This is a genomic window from Eisenbergiella sp. OF01-20 (genome assembly GCF_003478085.1).
In the GTDB taxonomy this organism is placed as follows: Bacteria; Bacillota; Clostridia; order Lachnospirales; family Lachnospiraceae; genus Eisenbergiella.
In genome coordinates, this window is record NZ_QUES01000011.1 from 129,971 (window position 1) to 148,785 (window position 18,815).

17 protein-coding genes are annotated in these 18,815 nt (G+C 44.5%); 5 read left to right on the plus strand and 12 right to left on the minus strand.

Annotation, left to right across the window (positions count from 1 at the left end; translation table 11 throughout):
• Window positions 1–106: 106 nt before the first annotated feature.
• The 7 genes from DXA36_RS14840 to DXA36_RS14870 all read right to left on the minus strand — a co-directional run bounded on the left by DXA36_RS14840 (window position 107) and on the right by DXA36_RS14870 (window position 8,364).
• Window positions 107–1,645, minus strand: coding sequence for an extracellular solute-binding protein (locus DXA36_RS14840; RefSeq protein ID WP_118680301.1), 1,539 nt, complete (start codon window positions 1,643–1,645; stop codon window positions 107–109).
• A gap of 41 nt (window positions 1,646–1,686) precedes the next feature.
• The gene (locus tag DXA36_RS14845) at window positions 1,687–2,583 is read right to left on the minus strand and encodes a carbohydrate ABC transporter permease (RefSeq protein WP_118680302.1); all 897 of its coding nucleotides are present in this window, start codon (window positions 2,581–2,583) and stop codon (window positions 1,687–1,689) included.
• Window positions 2,584–2,595: 12 nt separating this feature from the next.
• Window positions 2,596–3,564: an ABC transporter permease gene (locus DXA36_RS14850; protein ID WP_118680303.1), complete on the minus strand. Its 969-nt coding sequence runs from the start codon at window positions 3,562–3,564 to the stop codon at window positions 2,596–2,598.
• 139 nt (window positions 3,565–3,703) lie between these two features.
• Complete coding sequence (locus DXA36_RS14855) at window positions 3,704–5,905, minus strand: helix-turn-helix transcriptional regulator (RefSeq protein ID WP_118680304.1); 2,202 nt, start codon at window positions 5,903–5,905, stop codon at window positions 3,704–3,706.
• 218 nt (window positions 5,906–6,123) lie between these two features.
• A complete protein-coding gene (locus DXA36_RS14860; RefSeq protein WP_118680305.1) occupies window positions 6,124–6,681 on the minus strand; it encodes a hypothetical protein in 558 nt (185 codons plus the stop codon).
• 43 nt (window positions 6,682–6,724) lie between these two features.
• Window positions 6,725–7,183 carry a hypothetical protein gene (locus tag DXA36_RS14865; protein ID WP_118680306.1) on the minus strand — a complete coding sequence of 153 codons (459 nt, stop codon included), beginning with the start codon at window positions 7,181–7,183 and terminating at the stop codon, window positions 6,725–6,727.
• 32 nt (window positions 7,184–7,215) lie between these two features.
• Window positions 7,216–8,364: a hypothetical protein gene (locus tag DXA36_RS14870; RefSeq protein ID WP_118680307.1), complete on the minus strand. Its 1,149-nt coding sequence runs from the start codon at window positions 8,362–8,364 to the stop codon at window positions 7,216–7,218.
• Window positions 8,365–8,695: 331 nt separating this feature from the next.
• On the opposite strand from DXA36_RS14870, the gene DXA36_RS14875 reads away from it, so the two are divergent.
• The 5 genes from DXA36_RS14875 (at window position 8,696) to DXA36_RS14895 (ending at window position 14,987) form a co-directional block, all read left to right on the plus strand.
• Window positions 8,696–10,519, plus strand: a complete 1,824-nt coding sequence (locus tag DXA36_RS14875; protein ID WP_182479085.1) for a sensor histidine kinase — start codon at window positions 8,696–8,698, stop codon at window positions 10,517–10,519.
• Window positions 10,516–11,292: a response regulator transcription factor gene (locus DXA36_RS14880; RefSeq protein WP_118680309.1), complete on the plus strand. Its 777-nt coding sequence runs from the start codon at window positions 10,516–10,518 to the stop codon at window positions 11,290–11,292. Before DXA36_RS14875 ends, DXA36_RS14880 begins: the two co-directional genes overlap by 4 nt.
• 122 nt (window positions 11,293–11,414) lie before the next feature.
• A complete protein-coding gene (locus DXA36_RS14885) occupies window positions 11,415–13,064 on the plus strand; it encodes an extracellular solute-binding protein (RefSeq protein ID WP_118680310.1) in 1,650 nt (549 codons plus the stop codon).
• Between the two features lie 96 nt (window positions 13,065–13,160).
• The gene (locus DXA36_RS14890) at window positions 13,161–14,075 is read left to right on the plus strand and encodes an ABC transporter permease (protein WP_118680311.1); all 915 of its coding nucleotides are present in this window, start codon (window positions 13,161–13,163) and stop codon (window positions 14,073–14,075) included.
• Window positions 14,076–14,087: 12 nt separating this feature from the next.
• Window positions 14,088–14,987, plus strand: coding sequence for a carbohydrate ABC transporter permease (locus DXA36_RS14895; RefSeq protein WP_118680312.1), 900 nt, complete (start codon window positions 14,088–14,090; stop codon window positions 14,985–14,987).
• A 514-nt stretch (window positions 14,988–15,501) separates the two neighbouring features.
• Here DXA36_RS14895 and DXA36_RS14900 read toward each other — a convergent pair.
• From DXA36_RS14900 to DXA36_RS14920, 5 genes are all read right to left on the minus strand, one after another.
• Complete coding sequence (locus DXA36_RS14900; protein ID WP_118680313.1) at window positions 15,502–16,005, minus strand: hypothetical protein; 504 nt, start codon at window positions 16,003–16,005, stop codon at window positions 15,502–15,504.
• On the minus strand, window positions 15,998–16,366 hold the full coding sequence (locus DXA36_RS14905) for a hypothetical protein (RefSeq protein WP_147366603.1): 369 nt from the start codon (window positions 16,364–16,366) through the stop codon (window positions 15,998–16,000). Before DXA36_RS14905 ends, DXA36_RS14900 begins: the two co-directional genes overlap by 8 nt.
• Before the next feature lie 176 nt (window positions 16,367–16,542).
• Complete coding sequence (locus DXA36_RS14910) at window positions 16,543–16,893, minus strand: GyrI-like domain-containing protein (protein WP_118680315.1); 351 nt, start codon at window positions 16,891–16,893, stop codon at window positions 16,543–16,545.
• Window positions 16,894–16,915: 22 nt separating this feature from the next.
• Window positions 16,916–17,116, minus strand: coding sequence for a hypothetical protein (locus tag DXA36_RS14915; protein WP_118680316.1), 201 nt, complete (start codon window positions 17,114–17,116; stop codon window positions 16,916–16,918).
• Window positions 17,113–18,168, minus strand: a complete 1,056-nt coding sequence (locus DXA36_RS14920; RefSeq protein WP_118680317.1) for a hypothetical protein — start codon at window positions 18,166–18,168, stop codon at window positions 17,113–17,115. The genes DXA36_RS14915 and DXA36_RS14920 overlap by 4 nt, the downstream gene beginning before the upstream one ends.
• Between the last annotated feature and the right edge of the window lie 647 nt (window positions 18,169–18,815).

Genomic DNA, 18,815 nt, shown 5'->3' on the forward strand with positions numbered 1-18,815 from the left:
GGTACTTTACTGATACTAAACACAGACGACGCTATTTCCTTTTTCAAAGAGTGCTCCATGCTGTTTCCCGCATTCTGCAGGAACCGCTTATACCTGACCACATCTGTTACTTACTTTTACTCTCATAAAATGCATGAAACTGCTTCTGATATTCTTCCAGGAAACGATTGATTCCCGCTTCCTCCAGTTTTTTAAGCGCTTCGTCAATCGCTTCGTCATATTCCACCAGACCGTTGGTTATCGGGTTGAAATATTCCTGTTCAACCGCCTGCATCTGTGCGTACTCGGTCTGTACCGGCGTCATATCAAAGGAGAAGCCCAGATCCTTTTGAGGGATACAGCCGTCATTCCAGTTTTCATAGGTCTTAATCTGATCGTCCGTAATATAGCTCTGATACCTTTTGAAGTTGATATTATCAGGCAGCCATGTTTCGAATAAGGTATCTGTATTCATCATCTCCAGCTGGCCGTCGTCACCAATTGTATAATCCTTTCCTTCCACCCCGTAAAGAATAAGGTCACACCACTCCTGGCTGCTCTGCAGAAGATTAATCAGCTTAACATAACCTTCCAGTTCCCTTCCTTCCACATTGGCGCTTACGGCAAAGGCCGTTGAATAGGTTCCCCTGGACATGAGCGGCTTTTTGGACGGATCTCCGAGATAATAGTTTTTGAATTTTGCGTTGGGATCCGCTTTCCTTACGGCATCCTCATACTCAAATACACGATAGCTTGCACCTGCGGCAAAAAGGGCTTTCCCTGACATAAATTCGGCATCAATCTGAGATCCATTGGACATCACATAACTGGGAATCATTCCCTTCTGGTACCATTCCCTGAAAATTCTGCAGGCCTGCTTATATTCCTCAGATGCATAATAATTAAATACGGTGGGATCGTCAGCCTTGTTCCCATCCGTGGATACGAAATTGTTCAGGCGGAATACATTCATGTCGCTTTCAATCGCCCCATTTACCATCTGCGGGAGAATTCCCCCGCGTCCGAAACCGATGATATCCGGATGTTTTTCTTTGGCAAGCGTATAGAATTTTTCCACGTCCTCCAGAGTTTTAATTTCTGTCATTCCAACCTCTTCCAGAAGATCCTGTCTGGTTGTAATTACATAGTTCTCGCCTGCATTTGGTTTATTTCCAAAAGGGAGCGCATACAGCTTTCCATTCACCTTCCAGATATCAAATGCTTCTTCCCCGCCGCAGTTCTTCTTCAAATCCCCTGCATACGTTTCCGCCGCGTCCGTGATATCCGCATAATATCCTTTCGAGACACATTTGGACAAAAATGCAGTATCCGTATAAGTCACAAATTTCTCACCGGAAGAAAGCATCAGTTCCGTTTTTCCTCCCGCATATTCGGACCAGGGAAGATACTGCACTTTAACATCCACATTAATGGCCTCCAGCACCTTGTCATGAAACTCATTTTCCGCAAAATCAGACATTCTTGCAGATGCCTCTCCATACAGAATAAGTGTAGCCTGTGTGGGAGCTTCTTCTCCGGACGTTTCCTGGCTTCCTGCAGCATTATTATCTCCAGATGCATCCGATTTTCCCCCGCAGCCGGTCAGCAATACCGACATGGTCATTACCGCAGCGGCAATAAACGCTGCAACATTCCTTTTTTTCATATCCTTTAATTCCTCCTTTTTATAGTTTGGTTTTCACCAAATTAACCCTTTAATGCGCCCACCGTTACTCCCTTTACAAAATGCTTCTGGATAAAAGGATAAATCAGTATAATCGGGCCGATAGCGATACAGGTAATTGCCATTTTTATCGTCTGCGCAGGCAGTACTATATGAGATGCCACACTGCTGGACGGATTTGCCGCCAGATATTGGATGTTTGACATCATTTTATAGAGAATGTACTGAATCGTATAATATTTCTCGTCATTAATAAGCATCAGCGGCAGGTAAAAATCATTCCAGTACTGCAGCGCATAAAACAGGGTGATTGTCACAATACCGGCTTTGGACAGCGGCAGTACTATCTGTGCGAGAATTCTGAAATGGCCTGCGCCGTCAATTTTTGCGCTTTCCACAAGCTCATAGGGCAGCCCGTTAAAAAAGTTTTTCATCAGATACATATTAAATACATTCATGGCATAAGGAAGGAACATTGCCGCATAATTGTCCCTCATACCCAGATATTTAGTGCATACCAGATACCAGGCCAGCATTCCTCCGTTAAAAAGCATGGTAAAGTATGCAAAGAATGCCAGCTTGTTTCCGAAACGAAACCCCTTTACAGACAGGACATAGGCATAACAAACCGTTATCAATACGGAAAGGACGGTTCCGCATAAGGTTGTGAGTATGCTGTTTTTATATGCATTTAAAAGCTTGCTGCCCTGGGACTGGAATACATAATGATAGGTTTCCAGGGATAGCTCCCCGGGAAAAAGCGTAAATCCATGGACGGCAACTTCGCTTTCCGGAGTGAAGGAACCTATCACCGCAAAAATAATCGGAAAAATACAGAGCACCGCGATAACAGTGAGTAAAAAATAAAAAATAAATAACAGGATAGTATCTGCCCCTGATTTCTTTCTATTATGTATCATGTTGACTCCCTTCTAAAATAATGTGGCATCTTTATCAAATTTCCCCGCAATTTTATTTGCCGTAATCACGAGAAGGAAACCAAAGATGGACTGATATAAGGATATTGCGGAGGCAAAAGCCATTTCTCCGTTTCTTACGCCGCTTCTGTACACAAATACATCAATTAAATCCGTTGTTGAAAATAATACGGGGTTTAAATTGGTAAGTCCGATTATCATATTCAGATTACCCTTCAGCATATTTCCAACCGACAGCAGAAAGAGAATAATTATTGTAGGCTTCAGAAGCGGAATGGTTATTTTGCGGATGCACTGCAGCTTGGACGCGCCGTCTACCTTCGCAGCTTCATAAAGGGAAGAATCTATCCCTGTCAGAACACCATAATATATAATTGATGTATATCCGCAGCTCTGCCAGGTATTAACTATAGTAAGAATTGCTACCCATGCTTTAGGACTCGCATAAAAATCAACAGGCTCTTTTCCGAATGACACCAGTATCTGGTTCAGGAGTCCCGAATCCGCATTCAGCAACGCGTAAAGAATTGCCCCCATAACCATCCATGAAATAAAATATGGCAAAAACATAAGGCTCTGGGAAATCTTAATAAACAGTTTCCCTTTTATCTCACTGAGCATTATGGCAACTGCCACTGCAAAAATGGTTCCTACTGTAAAAAAAAGAAGATTATACATTACGGTAAGACCGGTGGAACGCATGGCCGTGGAAATGTTATTAAAGAAGAAACGAAAGTTCTTATAAATCGGATCCGCCCATGGGCTTCCGAATATCCCTCCCCTGAAATTGTAATCTTTAAACACCAGGACAATTCCGGCCATCGGAAAATAAGAAAATAGAAGAAGGGCAATTACTCCGGGCAAAGCCAGGATATAAAGAGGAATATCCTGCCGGAATTTTCTGAAACCGGACTTATTTCGTATAGTACTGACCGGCGCAGATGGTTTTTTTTGTCTGAACATCTTTTTGCCTCCCGTTTTTTGATGGACTTATTGTAGTATACGAAGGCTGCGGTTGAAAATAAAAAAGATACGCATTCTATTCATTTTCCCGCAAAAATAGGAATAGAATGCGTATCAATTTTATATTTTTATGTTGTTTTTATCTGCTGTTCCTGAAAGCAGATGGAGAAATGCCAAATTTTTTCTTAAATTGCGAAGAAAAGTAGGAAGTATTTCCAAAGCCGCATATTTCCGCAACCCTCTTGATATTCACCTCAGGGTTTGATCTGAGCATCCCGGATGCATAGGTAAGACGAAGATCATTAATGAATTCCGGAAAGGTCATACCTACATATTCATTAAATAATTTGCTGAAATAGGAGACCGACATATGGAATTGACCCGCCACCAGTTCCACGCAGATGTCATCATCCTTATAATGATTCCGGATGTATTCCACCGCATCCAGCATATTCATACGCAATGTTTTTTCCTGGAAAACACTGTTTTCAAAACAAATCTCTTCTGTTAAATGCTTCAGATAGTGCTCCAAATCGCTCTTATCATATAAAGATGTAATTTTAACATAATGATCCAGATATTTTTCCTGTCTCTGCCTTCCGGTCAGCTCACATCCCATAATACACTGCTCAATTTGAACGCACAGATCCGAAAGGGATAACAGAACCTTTCTTATTTCATAGCCGGACAATTCATCCAGTATTCCTGAGATACATGCCACGGAATCCTGCGTTTTCCCTGCCCGGATATTATTTAGAATACCATCATATATTTTTCCGGGGACTGTATTCTCCTTCCCGTCATTCAGAAGCTCAACCGTCATGCCGGCCGAACTCCTGCCCAAAAGATGGTATTTCTGCAATGTCTGCAGATCCCTGAAGGCCGGTCTGAGTTCCTTTTCATCTGACAACAGACAGGATAACGCATAATAAATCCGGACAGGGACCCTTTTCTGTATCTCTCCGCATTCCTTGCTTAACATCCCGGATACCCTGCATCTGTCCTTTAGAATGCCAATCCTCACAGGCTCCTTTATCAGAATTAAGAGGAAAGAGGATCTTGCATCGGAAAAAGAACTGATTTTGCAGCCTGCATGATTTTCGTCCAGCGTGCGATAAATATCATTGGTAACCCGGCTGTCCATCACATGTTCATCCGTCCAGAATAAAATAAGTATGCAGTGCTCTGTCCGATCCTTCAGCTTCAGAACAGACGGTAATAACGTATCAGCCTCATTCCCGCCAAGAAAACCCAGAACCTTATCGGAATGGTATTGCTGGGACAGCATATGTATCTGACTGATTATTTTATCGCTGGTAATTTCGGCCTGCTTTTTACTGTATTCTTCATTTCCCGGAATCAGCTCCGGTCCGGAACTGATTCGCCTGAAAAAATCCTCCAGAGGATAATACAGCTTATTCGCCAGAAATACGGCTAAAAGCAACGCCGTAATCAAGCTAATGATAACACTGAAAAAAGCCGCTTTTTTAATCTCGGACAGCTTTGTCTGCATAATATGATAATCCTGCAGCATAACAAAATGCATATCCAGGGTATCATTATAGATACTGTTGCAGAGGTACTTCGTATCATTCAGAAATATTTCCCGGCTGCTGCCGCCAAAATCCTCTCTGCTTACATAATTCCATACCTCTTCCCTCTGTTCCAAAGACAGCTTTCCTTTCATCACAGCCTGCCCATCCGCTTTATATACGAGCAAGGTGGTATCCTCAACGTCCTGCGAAATCAGTGTCTTTTCCAAGGCATCCAAATCCAGGGAATATATGATGCCGCGCACCGGTTTCTCCCCCAACGCATTCCGTTCCGTGAAAAAAATGCACAGATTGCTGCGGGTATCCGTATGTATAAGTATCTGCTGCGTATCATTAGAGGTCAGCATGATGCCCTGTTCTATTTGCTTCATCTCTGTCTCGGAAGGATAACGCCAGCCATAATACCGGAACTCCTCTTCATTCCGGAACAGGCAGATATATTCTGCAAACCCATTATTTACGCAAAGACGCTGAAAATAACTGCCAATCCAGTTCTCATTTTTCCAGCTCTCATTCTGTGTATAGATATGCTGCTTAATATTGGAATCCTGCCAGGCTGTCTGAAGCTGTGTCCGGCACGTATCAATCCTGTTCGTAAATGTGGTATCCAGATTCTGCAGCTGGACCATGGACATGTCATATACCACCTTTTGCGTATACAAATTGAACCAGGCAAAAACCCCGGTTATTACAATAGCAACTGCAAGAATGGCGATTATACTGTAACTCAGCAGTAATACGGATCTGTATTTCTTATCTGCAATATCTAGCTTAAAATATTTTGCCATGACTATATACCTGTATTTCCTGTTGCCCCTTCGGCATCTTATTTGTAAACAACTAATAAATTACAGCTCTTACATTATATCATACTCTGCAGAAAAAGCTGCCGGCTTTATGATTTTTAATCAGTAAAGCGGCAGCTTTCTCCATATAATTGCTGTATGAAATTTATAGAAGCAAAATGAGCTGAATGCCACGCCTGAGTCCTAATTCATCTGTACTGTCACTTGTTTTTAACAGCTATGTAAGCGTAATTCGTATGCGTCAGATTGCCATACTCGGCATGGCACTGGTACTCCACCTGAACCGGAATATCAGGAGCTTGTTTATAACCGTTTTCCTCCGCCACGGCTTCCAATACCCCGAAATACTCCCAAGCACCATTGCTGCTCCTGCCAAGCAGAGCGTTATCCGTTTCCGCGGTGATGCTCACCCTAAGCCATAATCCGCCCGGTTGTATGAGCAGGTCATACCGTTCATCCTGCTTGTCCGAATACGTTTCCTGGGCGAACATCAAACCGCAGGGTTTGTTGTCATTCCCATAGTTAATTGAAAGAGCGGCGCTCCAATCGGGATGAACCAGATCCTGTTTCGGAATACCGATAAGTTCTTCCCGATACCGTTTCAGCGTAGCGCCGATATCCGACTCATCGGTGTTGTTTTCGGCGTAATCCACGCAGCCCACCCATAGCACATCAGGGCGCTCTACCACTTCAAATGTCACGCCCTTACAGGTGAGCGTTTGTACAAGCGTTTCCAGCGGATGATTCGTATTTTGCATTTTGTACCTCCTTCTAATCATTATAAATACCATTCTTCCGGCATCAGTAAACAGCTTCCCTCTTTATCAAAGCAAGTAAACTATCCTGGTCAGCACAATCCAGCTCTGGGAAATAGAAGCTGCATCCAAGACATTTTCGATATTCAATCCCATCTATAGTAAACGGATTAGGACCTTTACAATGGTTGTTGCACTTATGGCAATCGTAGGCCGTTTTTATCAAATGAATCAAATGATCGGAGCAATGATCAAGCGCATCCTTATACTTTTCAATATTGGAGAGCATCGCTTTAATTTGCCAGATCGCATCGGTACATTCAACCGTAAAGAGTACTCTGGATGGCTTCCTCTTCGAGAAAACGCATTTCCACGTTTTATGAGCAACGGCAAAACGCACCTTGCTTTTGCAATTCAACTGTTCCCCTAATTTTATAAATTTTTCCGCGTCTGCAAATTTATCTGCAGGTAAAATACGTATCATTTCTATTGGTGTTTTTTCCAACGTTTCCTCCTTTTATTAGTGCTTCCTGATTTTCATTTTCCAATTTCCACCAAATTGATGTAATCGCTTAAATACCTTATTTCGGGGCGCATGGTAAACAATCCGCCGGAGCAGGCACAATGCCAATACTCTCTACCATCAAGGATATAAGCCTGACCGCGGGTACATTGCGCGCGGTTATCGCAACCCGTATCTCCGGGTATAAAGATGCTCTTTATTTCATCCGGGCTATTTTCTATATATCCGGCGCAGTTTTGAATACATTTGATCCGAAGGCCAAGCTGTAATTTTGTCCGCTGTGAAGAGAGTTTATATCCTGCTTTGCTCCTGTTTCCCTTATCTTTTTCCCGGAAATAGTAAAACACAGCATAGTTGTCCTCCCCGGACATTTCACCGCGATTGTCGATCGCAGGCAGCAGCCCTTTCTCCTGCATTGCCGAATCAAACCGGTACACACACTCTTTTTCCTGCTGTGTGTGCATTTTATCCGCAAGGTAATCTGTGGCTGTATAATGGAAGGTGTTCCTGTCGTCCTGCAGCAGCTGGTAATTACATACCATGAATTCCTGCCGCCTGTTGTGTTCGTGGGCCTTATCCGCCATCCACTTCAATACCGTGAGCACATCAGGGTTGTCAGGGAAGCTTAGATGGATGGACTCGCCGCAGGGTACCGGCCTGTAGTTTTTTAAGCCCTCCAAGTATAGGCCATAGCGGTCGAATTGGGAATAAAGCTTGTCCACGTTTTTAATCGTGTAGGATTTTGGTGCATAGGCTTTGTATTCGCTCAAATGGTCGTTTTTGTTCGCCGCCAGAAGCTTTTCCGGCACCACCTCCAACTCGTTGTTCCGAATAGTACCGCTGATCAGCACGTTGATCAGCGCATCAAGGAACATATATGCCGCTCTTTTGGAGGACTGTGCCTTCGGTGGCGGAAAGCCGTATTTAGTCAGATTATCCGTTCGAATCTCCACCAAAGGCATAGAAAAGCATTCCGGATGCTCAGCAATATCCTGAAAGACATCAAAAAGCATTTTATGGATGATCAGTAAGGCTGCCGTAATCTGCTCCTTTGGCAGCTGCTTTACATAATCCGGGTGGATCGGGAAATCCTCCGGTAAATCAATGAGTCCGGCCTGCCTGCGCAAGGCCCATTCACTCACATAATATTTTATATTCTTCATCCCTTATTCTCCTTGCAAGCCAGCCTGTTCCAATCTGTTTTCCAATCAGATACTGTTGATGAGCCGCTGGATTTCTCTTTTATACAATTTATTTTACTATATCGGTACCTAAAACTCCATGTCACAAAATGCGGTGTTATGTCCGCTCCGGGAAATACAAACCCCTGAACAACGAAAGTTCAGGGTAAGAACCCTTTTTATCCGCCCCCACCGGTACATTTATTAGAATGAAAAGACAAATGTTTTCTGTTATTATATAAGGAGGAAACGATTCCTGCAAATAAGTCCTGCCGGTAAAACTGCTGCGGCGCAAATGAAAATGGAGAATGACATGATTAGGAAAATAAAGAGAACGTATACGGATCAGACACTGCATCAAAAGGTAAGGTTTTCCATCCTTCTGTTTTCCCTGCTGCCGCTGGTCTGTCTTGCGTGTATTTCCCTTCCTCTTATTTACAAAAACCAGATTGGTAAATTAAAGGAAGAGGTGTACGATGAACTGCAGAACAAAGCAGATGATATGAATTATGAAATGAATACCATAGAATTAATGGCAAAAACCGTATGGTCCGACACCACCTTTATTACAGAGGTGGGGAAGGCCGCTATTGACGGCAGTCTGGGAGAATATAACCGGTATCTTTTCCAGGAGCAGACCCTGTCGGTGTTAAAGGTAATTACCAGCATCAGCCAGGTGCAAAGTGCAAGGATACATCTGGAATATCCCGGTCTGAGGGAATATTTCTCTTATTTATACAGTATGGACAGAGCCAGGGACAGTCTTTGGTATCAAGACAGAAATTCCCTTACCTATAACGGGGCCTGGTATTTGAATGTGACTGATAAACAGTCCGCCGGAACGTATTCCAATTATTTTACGGAAAAGAATATGGCCTCTTTCGTCATCCCTGTAAGAATCAGCAGCGAATTGACCGGTATTTTTGAAATCGTGCTTCCAATGAAGGCCATTGTACCGGAGCTTTATACTACGATGAAAACAAGCGATATTTTCCTGGTTGATTCACAAAACAGGCTTTTAGGCGTTGAAGCGTCGGGGAAATTCGGAGAGATTACCGTAGAAAAGCTGGCGGATATGATGGGGCTTTCCTCTCTGAACGATTTTGATTTGCAGGGAATTCAGCTGTATCAGGGGTTGTGGAAGCATTCCCCGGTGATATTGTCTGTAAGCAAAAATGAGAAAAACGGTATATTTCTGATGCAGCTGACCTCTGTACGGAAACAATATCAGACTATGCTTCTGCAGATTATTATAATTCTGCTTACGGAAATCATGATGACGGCGCTGCTGCTGCAGGCTGTCAACAGTATCGTGAAGCGTCTGCTGCATGATTTTGATGTGTTTTCCGAATGTATGCGGGAAGTGGAAAACGGAAATCTGGATGTGGAAATACCCAGGCTGGAGCAGGTGGAAATCAATGCGGTTGCAATGGAATATAATCGGATGCTTGGCAGGGTAAAGCAGCTGATGGAAATCAGCATCCACAGGGAGGTTATGGTAAAAGAAGCGCAGCTAAAAAGCCTGGAAAAGCAAATCAATTCCCATTTCCTTTATAATGTACTGGATTCCATTAAGATGATGGCGGAGGTCAGGGGAATTTACAATGTATCTGATGCGCTCCTGGCACTGGCAAGAATGTTCCGCTATAATCTGCAGATTGACAGTCACAGTGTTACCCTGCAGGAGGAGATTGCCTATCTGGAAAATTATCTGAAACTGTGTAATATAAGATACGATTACTATATTAACCTTAGTGAAAATGTGGAAGATCCTGCCGGAAAGCTGAAAGTACCCAAGGTTATCCTGCAGCCTATTGCTGAAAATTCCATTGCCCATGGGCTGGATGAACTGGCGGAGGACACAACAATTTATCTGAAGGTATATCGGAAAGGGGACTGCGCTTATATCGAGATGACCGATATGGGGAAGGGCATGGATGAGGATAAGCTGAGGAAGGTCCGGGAAGTGATTCAAAACGGAGGCGGGGGAGACAATTCCACGAATGGGATCGGCCTGCATAATATTCACGAAAGAATCCGGCTGATGTATGGAGAAGAATACGGGGTTGAAATTTTCTCCATGGAAAACTGTTATACAAAGGTAGTGCTGACAATACATGCGGAGGTGACAGCGTGAGAAGGATTTTACTGGTGGAAGATGAAAAAATGATTCGGTACGGAATATATGTCATGATAGAAAACAGCGGCGTCCCTTACAGCGAAATAACAGAATGCCGCAATGGCAGGGATGCTGTGGAATGCCTGAAAAAGAACAGATATGATCTTGTTTTGACTGATATAAAAATGCCGATAATGAGCGGGCTGGAACTGGCAACGTGGATATACGGAAATATGGAGGAGGAAGAACGCCCTCTGATTGCTGCTATCAGCGGTTATGCGGAATTCGAGTATGTGAAGGGCATGATGAAGATCCAGGCAATGGACTATCTTCTGAAACCGGTAGACAGGGAGGAACTGGGAAAGATCCTTTGGCATGCGGAAGAAATTCTCAGGGCAAAAGGCGTGGAAAGCCCGGAAAACGTAAATCCCGGCAGGAAAGCCGAGGTTACCGGGGTAAGCAGGCATAAGATGCAGAAGGCGGTTGATTATATCAGGAAAAATTATGGGAAGCCGATAGATATGGCCGAAGTATCTAATTACGTTTCCATGAATTATTCCATGTTTTCCGCCACCTTTAAGGATTATACAGGGGAAAACTTCAGCTCCTACCTGAGAAAGCTGCGTATAGAAAAGAGTAAAAAGCTTCTTCGGAATACAGACATGAGCATTAATGAAATCTCCCAGCGGGTGGGCTTTGAGGATGCAAGACGCTTTGCAAAGGTCTTTAAAGAGGAAACCTGCCTGACGCCCACCGCAGGCAGGGATAAAATGATGACAGAAAAAAAATAACACATAAAACAAAATCTGATCCATTTTTCCGATGCCTTTTATACCATATAATAATCTCACAACGATGTCGATATCCGTATGAAAGTAATTTAAGACTATGTATCAGGAAAGGGAGAAGAAAAGTGAGAAGAAAGAAATGGTTAGCATTGATTCTGGCCGCCTGTATGGGAATAAGCTGCCTGGCCGGCTGCCAAAATACCTCCGCAGGAGGGGAGCAGACTTCTGCAGCTTCGGGTTCTGCTGCACAGGACAGAGACAGTTCTGCCAAAGAAACGGTAAAGCTTACCGCCCTGATTTCAAAACACAGCCTGACAAAAGATGTGAACGAGATGGAATGGCTGAAGCTCTTGGAAGAAGAAAATGGAGTTGAGGTGGAATGGCAGCAGATCACCGCGGACTGGGATCAGAAAAAGAGCGTTATGTTTGCCGGAGGGGATATACCGGATATTTTATTTAAGGCAACGGTTACGACTGACTTTGCAACCTACAACGGGCTTTTTGAAAATCTGGCACCCTATATAGATTCGGGAGCTATGCCCAATGTTGCCAGGATGTTTGAGGAACATCCGGAACTGAGGGTACTGTGTACCGATGAAAATGAGGCAATTTACGGAATTCCCAATTACAGAAGTCTCTGGCCCAGAACAAACAGGGTGCTTTACATAAACCAGACCTGGCTGGATAACCTGGGATTACAGGCGCCGCAGACCATGGACGAACTGGAGGAAGTTCTCATCGCATTTAAGGAAGGGGATCCCAATGGAAATGGGGATACATCGGATGAAATACCCTTTGACTTTAACGGCTTTCCTACTTTTATGCTTGGATGCTTCGGCGTTCCGATGATGAATGAAAGTGACGGTTATTTCATTGAGGACGGTAAAGTTAAGAATTACCGTGTGGATGAGAGATATAAAGATTTTATGACCTGGCTTCAGAAGCTGTATAGTGAAGGGCTGATTAATGAGGAAGTGATTACGCAGGATTATTCCAAATTCCAGTCTCTGGCACGCGGGGAAGGAACGACGGCCAAGGTAGGCGTTACCCTGGGCTGGGAAAGCGGGGATCGATTCGGAACGGAAGTGTCGGATCAGTATACGCCGCTGCCCGCGCTGAAGCCTCATGCGGATTCCGATGAGGGCGAGGTTTTCTGGGGGTATTATTCCGATAATAACTCCGTGAATGCAGCAACGGTAGCTATGAGTGCAAACTGTAAAAACAAAGAGGCCGCAGTGAAATTTATGGATGCCTTTTATGCGGAAAACATGGGGCTTCAGGTGTTGTTCGGCGGTATGAATGAGGTTGACAAATGTGTTCAGGATAATGGGGACGGAACCTACACCGTGCTGCCTCCCGCGGATCCCGGCGTTGATGCAGGCACCTGGAAGTGGACCAATTCCTTTGCGGATTACAGCCCTTATTATATTCCGGATGATATGAAGGACAGACTGACTATGGGTGAGGATATGCAGAGGGTGATTGAAGAAAGATTACCTTTGGAAACCACGCTGGACATGATGGAAGAAAAGTGTGAGACATATCCGGCCAAATTCATAACCTATACAACGGATGAAAACTCCGATCTGGCAATGACGCAGGCAAACATTAATAATATTGTGGATCAGACCTATTCCGCATGGCTTACGGAACCTTCAAGAAATATTGATGAAGAATGGGAAGCCTACGTGCAGTCCGTTTACGATATTGGCCTGACCCAGAACCTTGCGATCAGACAGGCAGCATATGAAAGATATTTGGCATCAATGGAGTAATCCGGAGAATGCGGGAGCCGGGAAAACCTTTGGAAACAGTTTTCCCGGCTCTTATCACATAAAGAATTATAAAAATTGCATCAGCGGAGGTATGCTATGGGACGAAAAATTATGTCCGTTCTAAAAAAAGACTGGCAGCTTTGGGTAATGATTCTGCCGGCGCTCGCCTATATTATTCTATTTTGCTATGGACCTATGTATGGGATCCAGCTTGCATTCCGGAAATATGATTTTTCAAAAGGACTGACCGGCGGAGACTGGGTAGGCTTCAAATATTTTATACAGTATTTTGAAAGCCCCATGTTTTGGAGCACACTCCGCAACACCTTTGTTATTTCCTTTTTTACCTTGATTTGCGGATTCCCTGCGCCGATTCTTCTGGCGCTTGTAATCAATTCGCTGCGGCAGAAAAAATGGAGACGAATAGTGCAGACCGCAGTGTATATGCCTTATTTTATATCAACTGTCGTTATGGTGGCTCTTCTGCAGATTCTGCTTTCGCCGTCCACCGGAGTGATCAGCAGCCTTCTTAAAAACATGCATTTCATACCGCAGTCCATGAACCTGCTGGGAACACCCGGCGCCTTTGTACCGGTCTATGTCCTGTCAGGAATCTGGCAGTCGGCGGGCTGGAACAGTATTATCTTTATAGCGGCGCTGTCCTCAGTGGACGGCCAGCTGTATGATGCGGCGAAGGTGGACGGCGCCAACCGCTGGCAGCAGGTAATCCATGTGGAGCTGCCGGCGCTTGTTCCCACCATTGTGATTTTGCTGATTATGAATATGGGACGTGTCCTGAGCGTGGGCTTTGAAAAGGTGTTCTTAATGCAGAACGACCTGAACCTGCCGGTGTCCGAAGTTATCTCAACCTACGTATTTAATGTGGGCGTGCAGTCGGGACAGTTCAGCTTTGGTTCCGCGGTGGGACTTTTTAATACGGTTATTAATTTTGCCTTTCTGATGATTGCCAATATGGTGTCAAAGAAGGCGGCGGACATCAGTCTGATGTAGGAGGAAGAGAACATGAGAGCAATTGAAAAGAAAATGCAGCAGAGCCTGTCGGACCGTATTTTTTATTTTTGCGCAACGGCGATTGCCGCTGCGGCATTGATAGCCGTATTGTACCCCCTGTATTTTATTATCATCGCATCCTTCAGCAACTCCAATATGGTTAATCAGGGGCTGGTAACACTGCTGCCGAAAGACATAAATTTTTATGGATATCGGAAAATCCTGGATAGAACGGATTTATGGGTGGGATACAAGAATACCATTGTGTATACGGTATGCGGAACTTTGCTGAATCTGGCGGTAACACTGCCGGCAGCGTATGTGCTGGCACAGAGCAGGTTTCGGGCGCGCCGTTTTGTAATGCCTCTCTTTGTCATAACCATGTACTTCGGAGGAGGTATGGTGCCCACCTATATGCTGGTTAAAACACTTCATCTTACAAACTCTCCTCTCATCATGATTATAATGGGAGCCGTGAGCGTATATAACGTAATTATTACAAGAACCTTTTTTGAAAATTCAATCCCTGCAGAACTGCAGGAAGCGGCGGAACTGGATGGTTGCTCCCACTTCCGGTATTTTGTCTCCATCGTCCTTCCCCTGTCCAAAGCGGTAGTCTCCGTAATAACTTTGTACTATGCGGTAGGGCACTGGAATGATTTCTTCAACGCCCTGCTTTATCTGAACAGGGATGAATATCAGCCGCTGCAGACGGTTCTGCGGAATATTCTTATCAGCAACCAGGCTATGGCCGGCACCACGGGAGCCGGTGAGGGAAGCTATGCCCAGCAGTATGCGGATCAGATTAAGTTTGCCGTGATTATTGTATCCACGGTACCGGTTTTATGTATCTATCCGTTTATTCAGAAATATTTTGAAAAAGGGGTGATGATCGGTGCCGTGAAGGGCTGAGCGCACATTATAAATGTGGCATGAAAAGAGGCAGAGCCTGACAAATAGATGCTGTCAGGCTCCTTTATGATAAAATATTTACAAGCAATGTTTAGCAATCGCGGGATAACAGAAGGCTAATCAACGTGGCTAACTATCTCTTGATTGTCATTATATTGTAATTATATAAAATAAAATATCTTCTTTCTGCCATTACATATCAATATCCTGCCAATTTAGTGATACTCCAATGGTATTATCCATCTAAGTTGTTCGTCCCAAACCACTCAAGGCGTCCGCAAGAAGCACCACCATCCCAAAGGGCTTTTCGACAGGGACGCACCACCACATTTCCAGGGATTAAGGCGGGCTGCTGACAATCTTTTATACCGATCGCATCACCTTTCAAAATTTTCGGTATTACGCCGTTATTCCTGACCAAAGCAGCCGCCTCTCTCCAGTATGCCGCACCCGGCCTTTCATATTGTCCTGTGCAGGAAGGATTTTGTACCTCTATTTCATTTACCTTTTACATTCACAATGCTTCTGATTTGCTGCTTGTCTTGTAAAACTCCCGGAACAGGGCAATGTAATCCGGCAGCCGCTCCACTGATGGATCGTGGAACTCAAAGGTCATTCCGTTGCATTTTTCATATGGTACGCCGTCGATCTCATAATCCTTCCGAAATTTGCAATGATTTCCCTTACAATGCTTACAGGTACCGTAATCTCCGGTAAACACATTTTTGATATACTCCGGAGCGGCGCTGATGAATGCGTTATGCTTGGTAACGTTATTGAAAAACAACCGAAGGACAAGGGATTTCTCCCGGATATAGATTCTTGCCACAACATTCTTTGACTTCGCGTTGGCTTTCCGAAAGATCAGCATATGGCTTCCCCAACAGAAGCCTCTGCCAATGGTACCGCCGTAGGTGTAGCCAAGAGCCTCCAGGCCGGTGGTAAAGGCAATGATAAAGTCCTTATCCGTTTCACTGATAAAGTCAAATTCCGGTTCCTTTATTTGCTGTTCAATCATCGCTGCTCTCCTTTGTGAATGTAAGCGGTATAAAGATTTTCAAGTTTTCAAAATACCTGTCCTGATTTTCGATTAGCCGCAGGGTTTCTGGAACGTCCTGCACGGAAACCCCCGGCACCATAATGGTGTATCCACCGCATCGCTCCACCCGGACGCCTTCGGAATCGATATGATGATATAATTGCGGTTTCCCTTTACAAAGCCCGCAGCAGTTGGCCACATTATGGTTTTCATACTGCTGTCCCCGCTTGATCCATGCCTCCGGCCGCCGCTTCACCGCTTCTTCAAAACGAGGGGAATACTTTTCATTGGCCGAAAACCGAAGCCAGAATATCAGGCGCTGGTTCCGGCCAACTTCCATTTTACTAATGATCCTGCCGTTTTTTTCAAATGAAACTGTAAAAGTACTTTTTTTATGCTTTTTAGGCGTATAGCCTAATTCCAGCAAGCGGTTTATAACCGGCCGGCAGAATAGGCGATCTTCTTCGTTAAGCTGATCTATCATTGATTGGATCCATATATCTTGGTTTTCGGATTTCATGTGTAAGCCATCCCCCTCCAGCCGACGGCGACGTCCGTTTCGGCCAGTTCCCGGATAATATATCCATCCGGAACGGTAACACCTTTCTTCATCATCATTCCGACAACATAGGAAAAGTTACCGTCTCCCAAATCCCAATCAAGAAAAATACCTGCATATGAGCTGTCAAAAACATATTCCGTTTGGGCTTCAAGAGGGAGGAAAATGTTTGTCATACAGCACTCTTCCCAAAATCCGGGAAGCCGGTTGTCTTCCTTATTCAATGCCTCATCACTGTAACGGATTTCCTTACCGACAATATAAACCTTTGGAAGCCTAATCATTTCGAATTTAATAAGATGATACATTACTTTAATCCTCCAACTGCGGCTATTCTTTTTCTTTCACTGAGTCCCCAGTCCGGTCCGTTTTCACATCCAACCCGCAGGGTTTCATGAGGGTACACTTCGATATCGAGGGTATGGTCTGCAGGAGTCCGTTCTTTTCAAGGAAAGCGTCCGCTTCGGCTCTTTCCCATAATTTCCATTCCTTCATACCCTCCAACACAAGATCTTCATTTTTCCCATTCACCTTTGTTCTTCCAATATCTCAATCATACGCTTCACTTCCTCCAGAACCGCACTATCATTATCCCTGATTTGGCGGAGCGTCAGCTGAACCATCTCCCCCCAATAGCCCGCATAGTGTTTGCCCCAATCGGCACATTCCTCCAGGCCGATGACTGACCAGGCAAGGTCGTGGGTGTAACCGTATAAAGGAGCGCCGATTTTTCGGCAGATTTCATCAAAGACGGGAGATTTCAGTTCTTGTACATTGCGCTGCCGGAACACCTCGGCAAAATTATGGGAGTTAAAAGTAAACCACATGGTATCCGCCACTCGCTTCATACGGACCTTTTTTTCCTCCAGGGATGCTTCACCCAGTCCCTCAGGGCCATACAGCCCAATTTTCTCCATGTATCCATCCCAAAGTTTTTCCTCCTGATTATATTCCATCACACGTCGGATGCGCTTCAAGCCATCTAAAAACGTATACCGGGGCGCCGTCTTCTTTCCGATGATGTAAAGGACATCAAGCTCTTCATAGCAGGGCACCGTTTGCGCACTGCCAAAATCAGGACAAATCAGCGTATCTGCGTCGTAACCCGTAATGACACGGAACCGCGCTCCCCCCGATTTAACCCTGATAAGGATCGGCTTCCCTGTGTCAATGGCCGCTTTGATTTTCTCCCGGAACACTGAGGGGTCGGTTAACTGCTGGTACTCGTATCCGGCAAAGCCAAACAGAAACTCCACGTTGTTGTCGGTGCCACCGTCGTCATAATCGGGATCGCTGATAAGCAGCTGCATTTGTGTGGGTGTACCGTCAAACCGCCACCTAAGGGAGCTGCAGCCGCACATGGTATCGAAAACAAAAAAATATCTTTCCTGCATTGCAACAGGCGTTTTTCTGCAGCTGTCGCATTGGCTGCAATACCCTTTTTCACGGTAATCACAGCGGTATCCGGCTTCGCCTGTCACCTTAATGTTCTCCAAAAACAGATACATGGAAGCAAAGCAGTTGATAAACGTTGTGCCCGCGTAGCCGCTGAAGGGTATTTGGAATGCTAATTCCTTTTTCATTATTAATTGTATCCTCCCACGCAATTTGTACAGATGTCCCGTGAAACGGGCGAATCGGAGTCAAAATATAGCAACCGTCACAGGTTTTATATCCGATTCATAATCTGGTCTTTTTATAGTTTATCATAACGTACCGGAACCTAAAAATCCATGTCACAAAATGCGGTGTTTTGTCCGCTCCGATAAATGTAATTATGTCACTCCATGTAAAACTTACTGATTCCTCTTTTTTGCACTCAGACATACTATAACCAAGTCCATGGCAGACGGAAAATATATAATAATATTCAAAATATATATTGAAATCAGGATAGGCATAGGTTTCAGTCCCCGCCGGGTCTTAACAGCTGATTATGGATATGGGCTTTATCTTCATGGGTATAGACCGTAAATTGCTGTTGTTTTTCGTGTATCTATTGCCAGCTCATAGCCGATCTGATTCGTCACCTCCGGCGTGGTTTCACCGGGTTTAAACGATTGCAAAATCCGGTACATAATCACGTCCCGGTCTTTCTGGAGAGCTGCTTTGCAATCACCATATCGGTTCCTCCTTTTATGCAAACAAAAAAATGCGGCAGAACAAAGGCCGCCGCGTCAATCTATATATTTGTTTAAAGATCTTTCAGGATTTCGTTTAGCGATTCCAA

Coding starts and splice junctions, on each gene's coding strand:
- DXA36_RS14860 (WP_118680305.1), bottom strand. CDS start 6,681: ATGCAAAATACGAATCATCCGCTGGAAACGCTTGTACAAACGCTCACC.
- DXA36_RS14850 (WP_118680303.1), bottom strand. CDS start 3,564: ATGTTCAGACAAAAAAAACCATCTGCGCCGGTCAGTACTATACGAAAT.
- DXA36_RS14920 (WP_118680317.1), bottom strand. CDS start 18,168: ATGAAAAAGGAATTAGCATTCCAAATACCCTTCAGCGGCTACGCGGGC.
- DXA36_RS14855 (WP_118680304.1), bottom strand. CDS start 5,905: ATGGCAAAATATTTTAAGCTAGATATTGCAGATAAGAAATACAGATCC.
- DXA36_RS14895 (WP_118680312.1), top strand. CDS start 14,088: ATGAGAGCAATTGAAAAGAAAATGCAGCAGAGCCTGTCGGACCGTATT.
- DXA36_RS14900 (WP_118680313.1), bottom strand. CDS start 16,005: ATGATTGAACAGCAAATAAAGGAACCGGAATTTGACTTTATCAGTGAA.
- DXA36_RS14870 (WP_118680307.1), bottom strand. CDS start 8,364: ATGAAGAATATAAAATATTATGTGAGTGAATGGGCCTTGCGCAGGCAG.
- DXA36_RS14840 (WP_118680301.1), bottom strand. CDS start 1,645: ATGAAAAAAAGGAATGTTGCAGCGTTTATTGCCGCTGCGGTAATGACC.
- DXA36_RS14890 (WP_118680311.1), top strand. CDS start 13,161: ATGGGACGAAAAATTATGTCCGTTCTAAAAAAAGACTGGCAGCTTTGG.
- DXA36_RS14845 (WP_118680302.1), bottom strand. CDS start 2,583: ATGATACATAATAGAAAGAAATCAGGGGCAGATACTATCCTGTTATTT.
- DXA36_RS14905 (WP_147366603.1), bottom strand. CDS start 16,366: ATGGAAGTTGGCCGGAACCAGCGCCTGATATTCTGGCTTCGGTTTTCG.
- DXA36_RS14910 (WP_118680315.1), bottom strand. CDS start 16,893: ATGTATCATCTTATTAAATTCGAAATGATTAGGCTTCCAAAGGTTTAT.
- DXA36_RS14875 (WP_182479085.1), top strand. CDS start 8,696: ATGATTAGGAAAATAAAGAGAACGTATACGGATCAGACACTGCATCAA.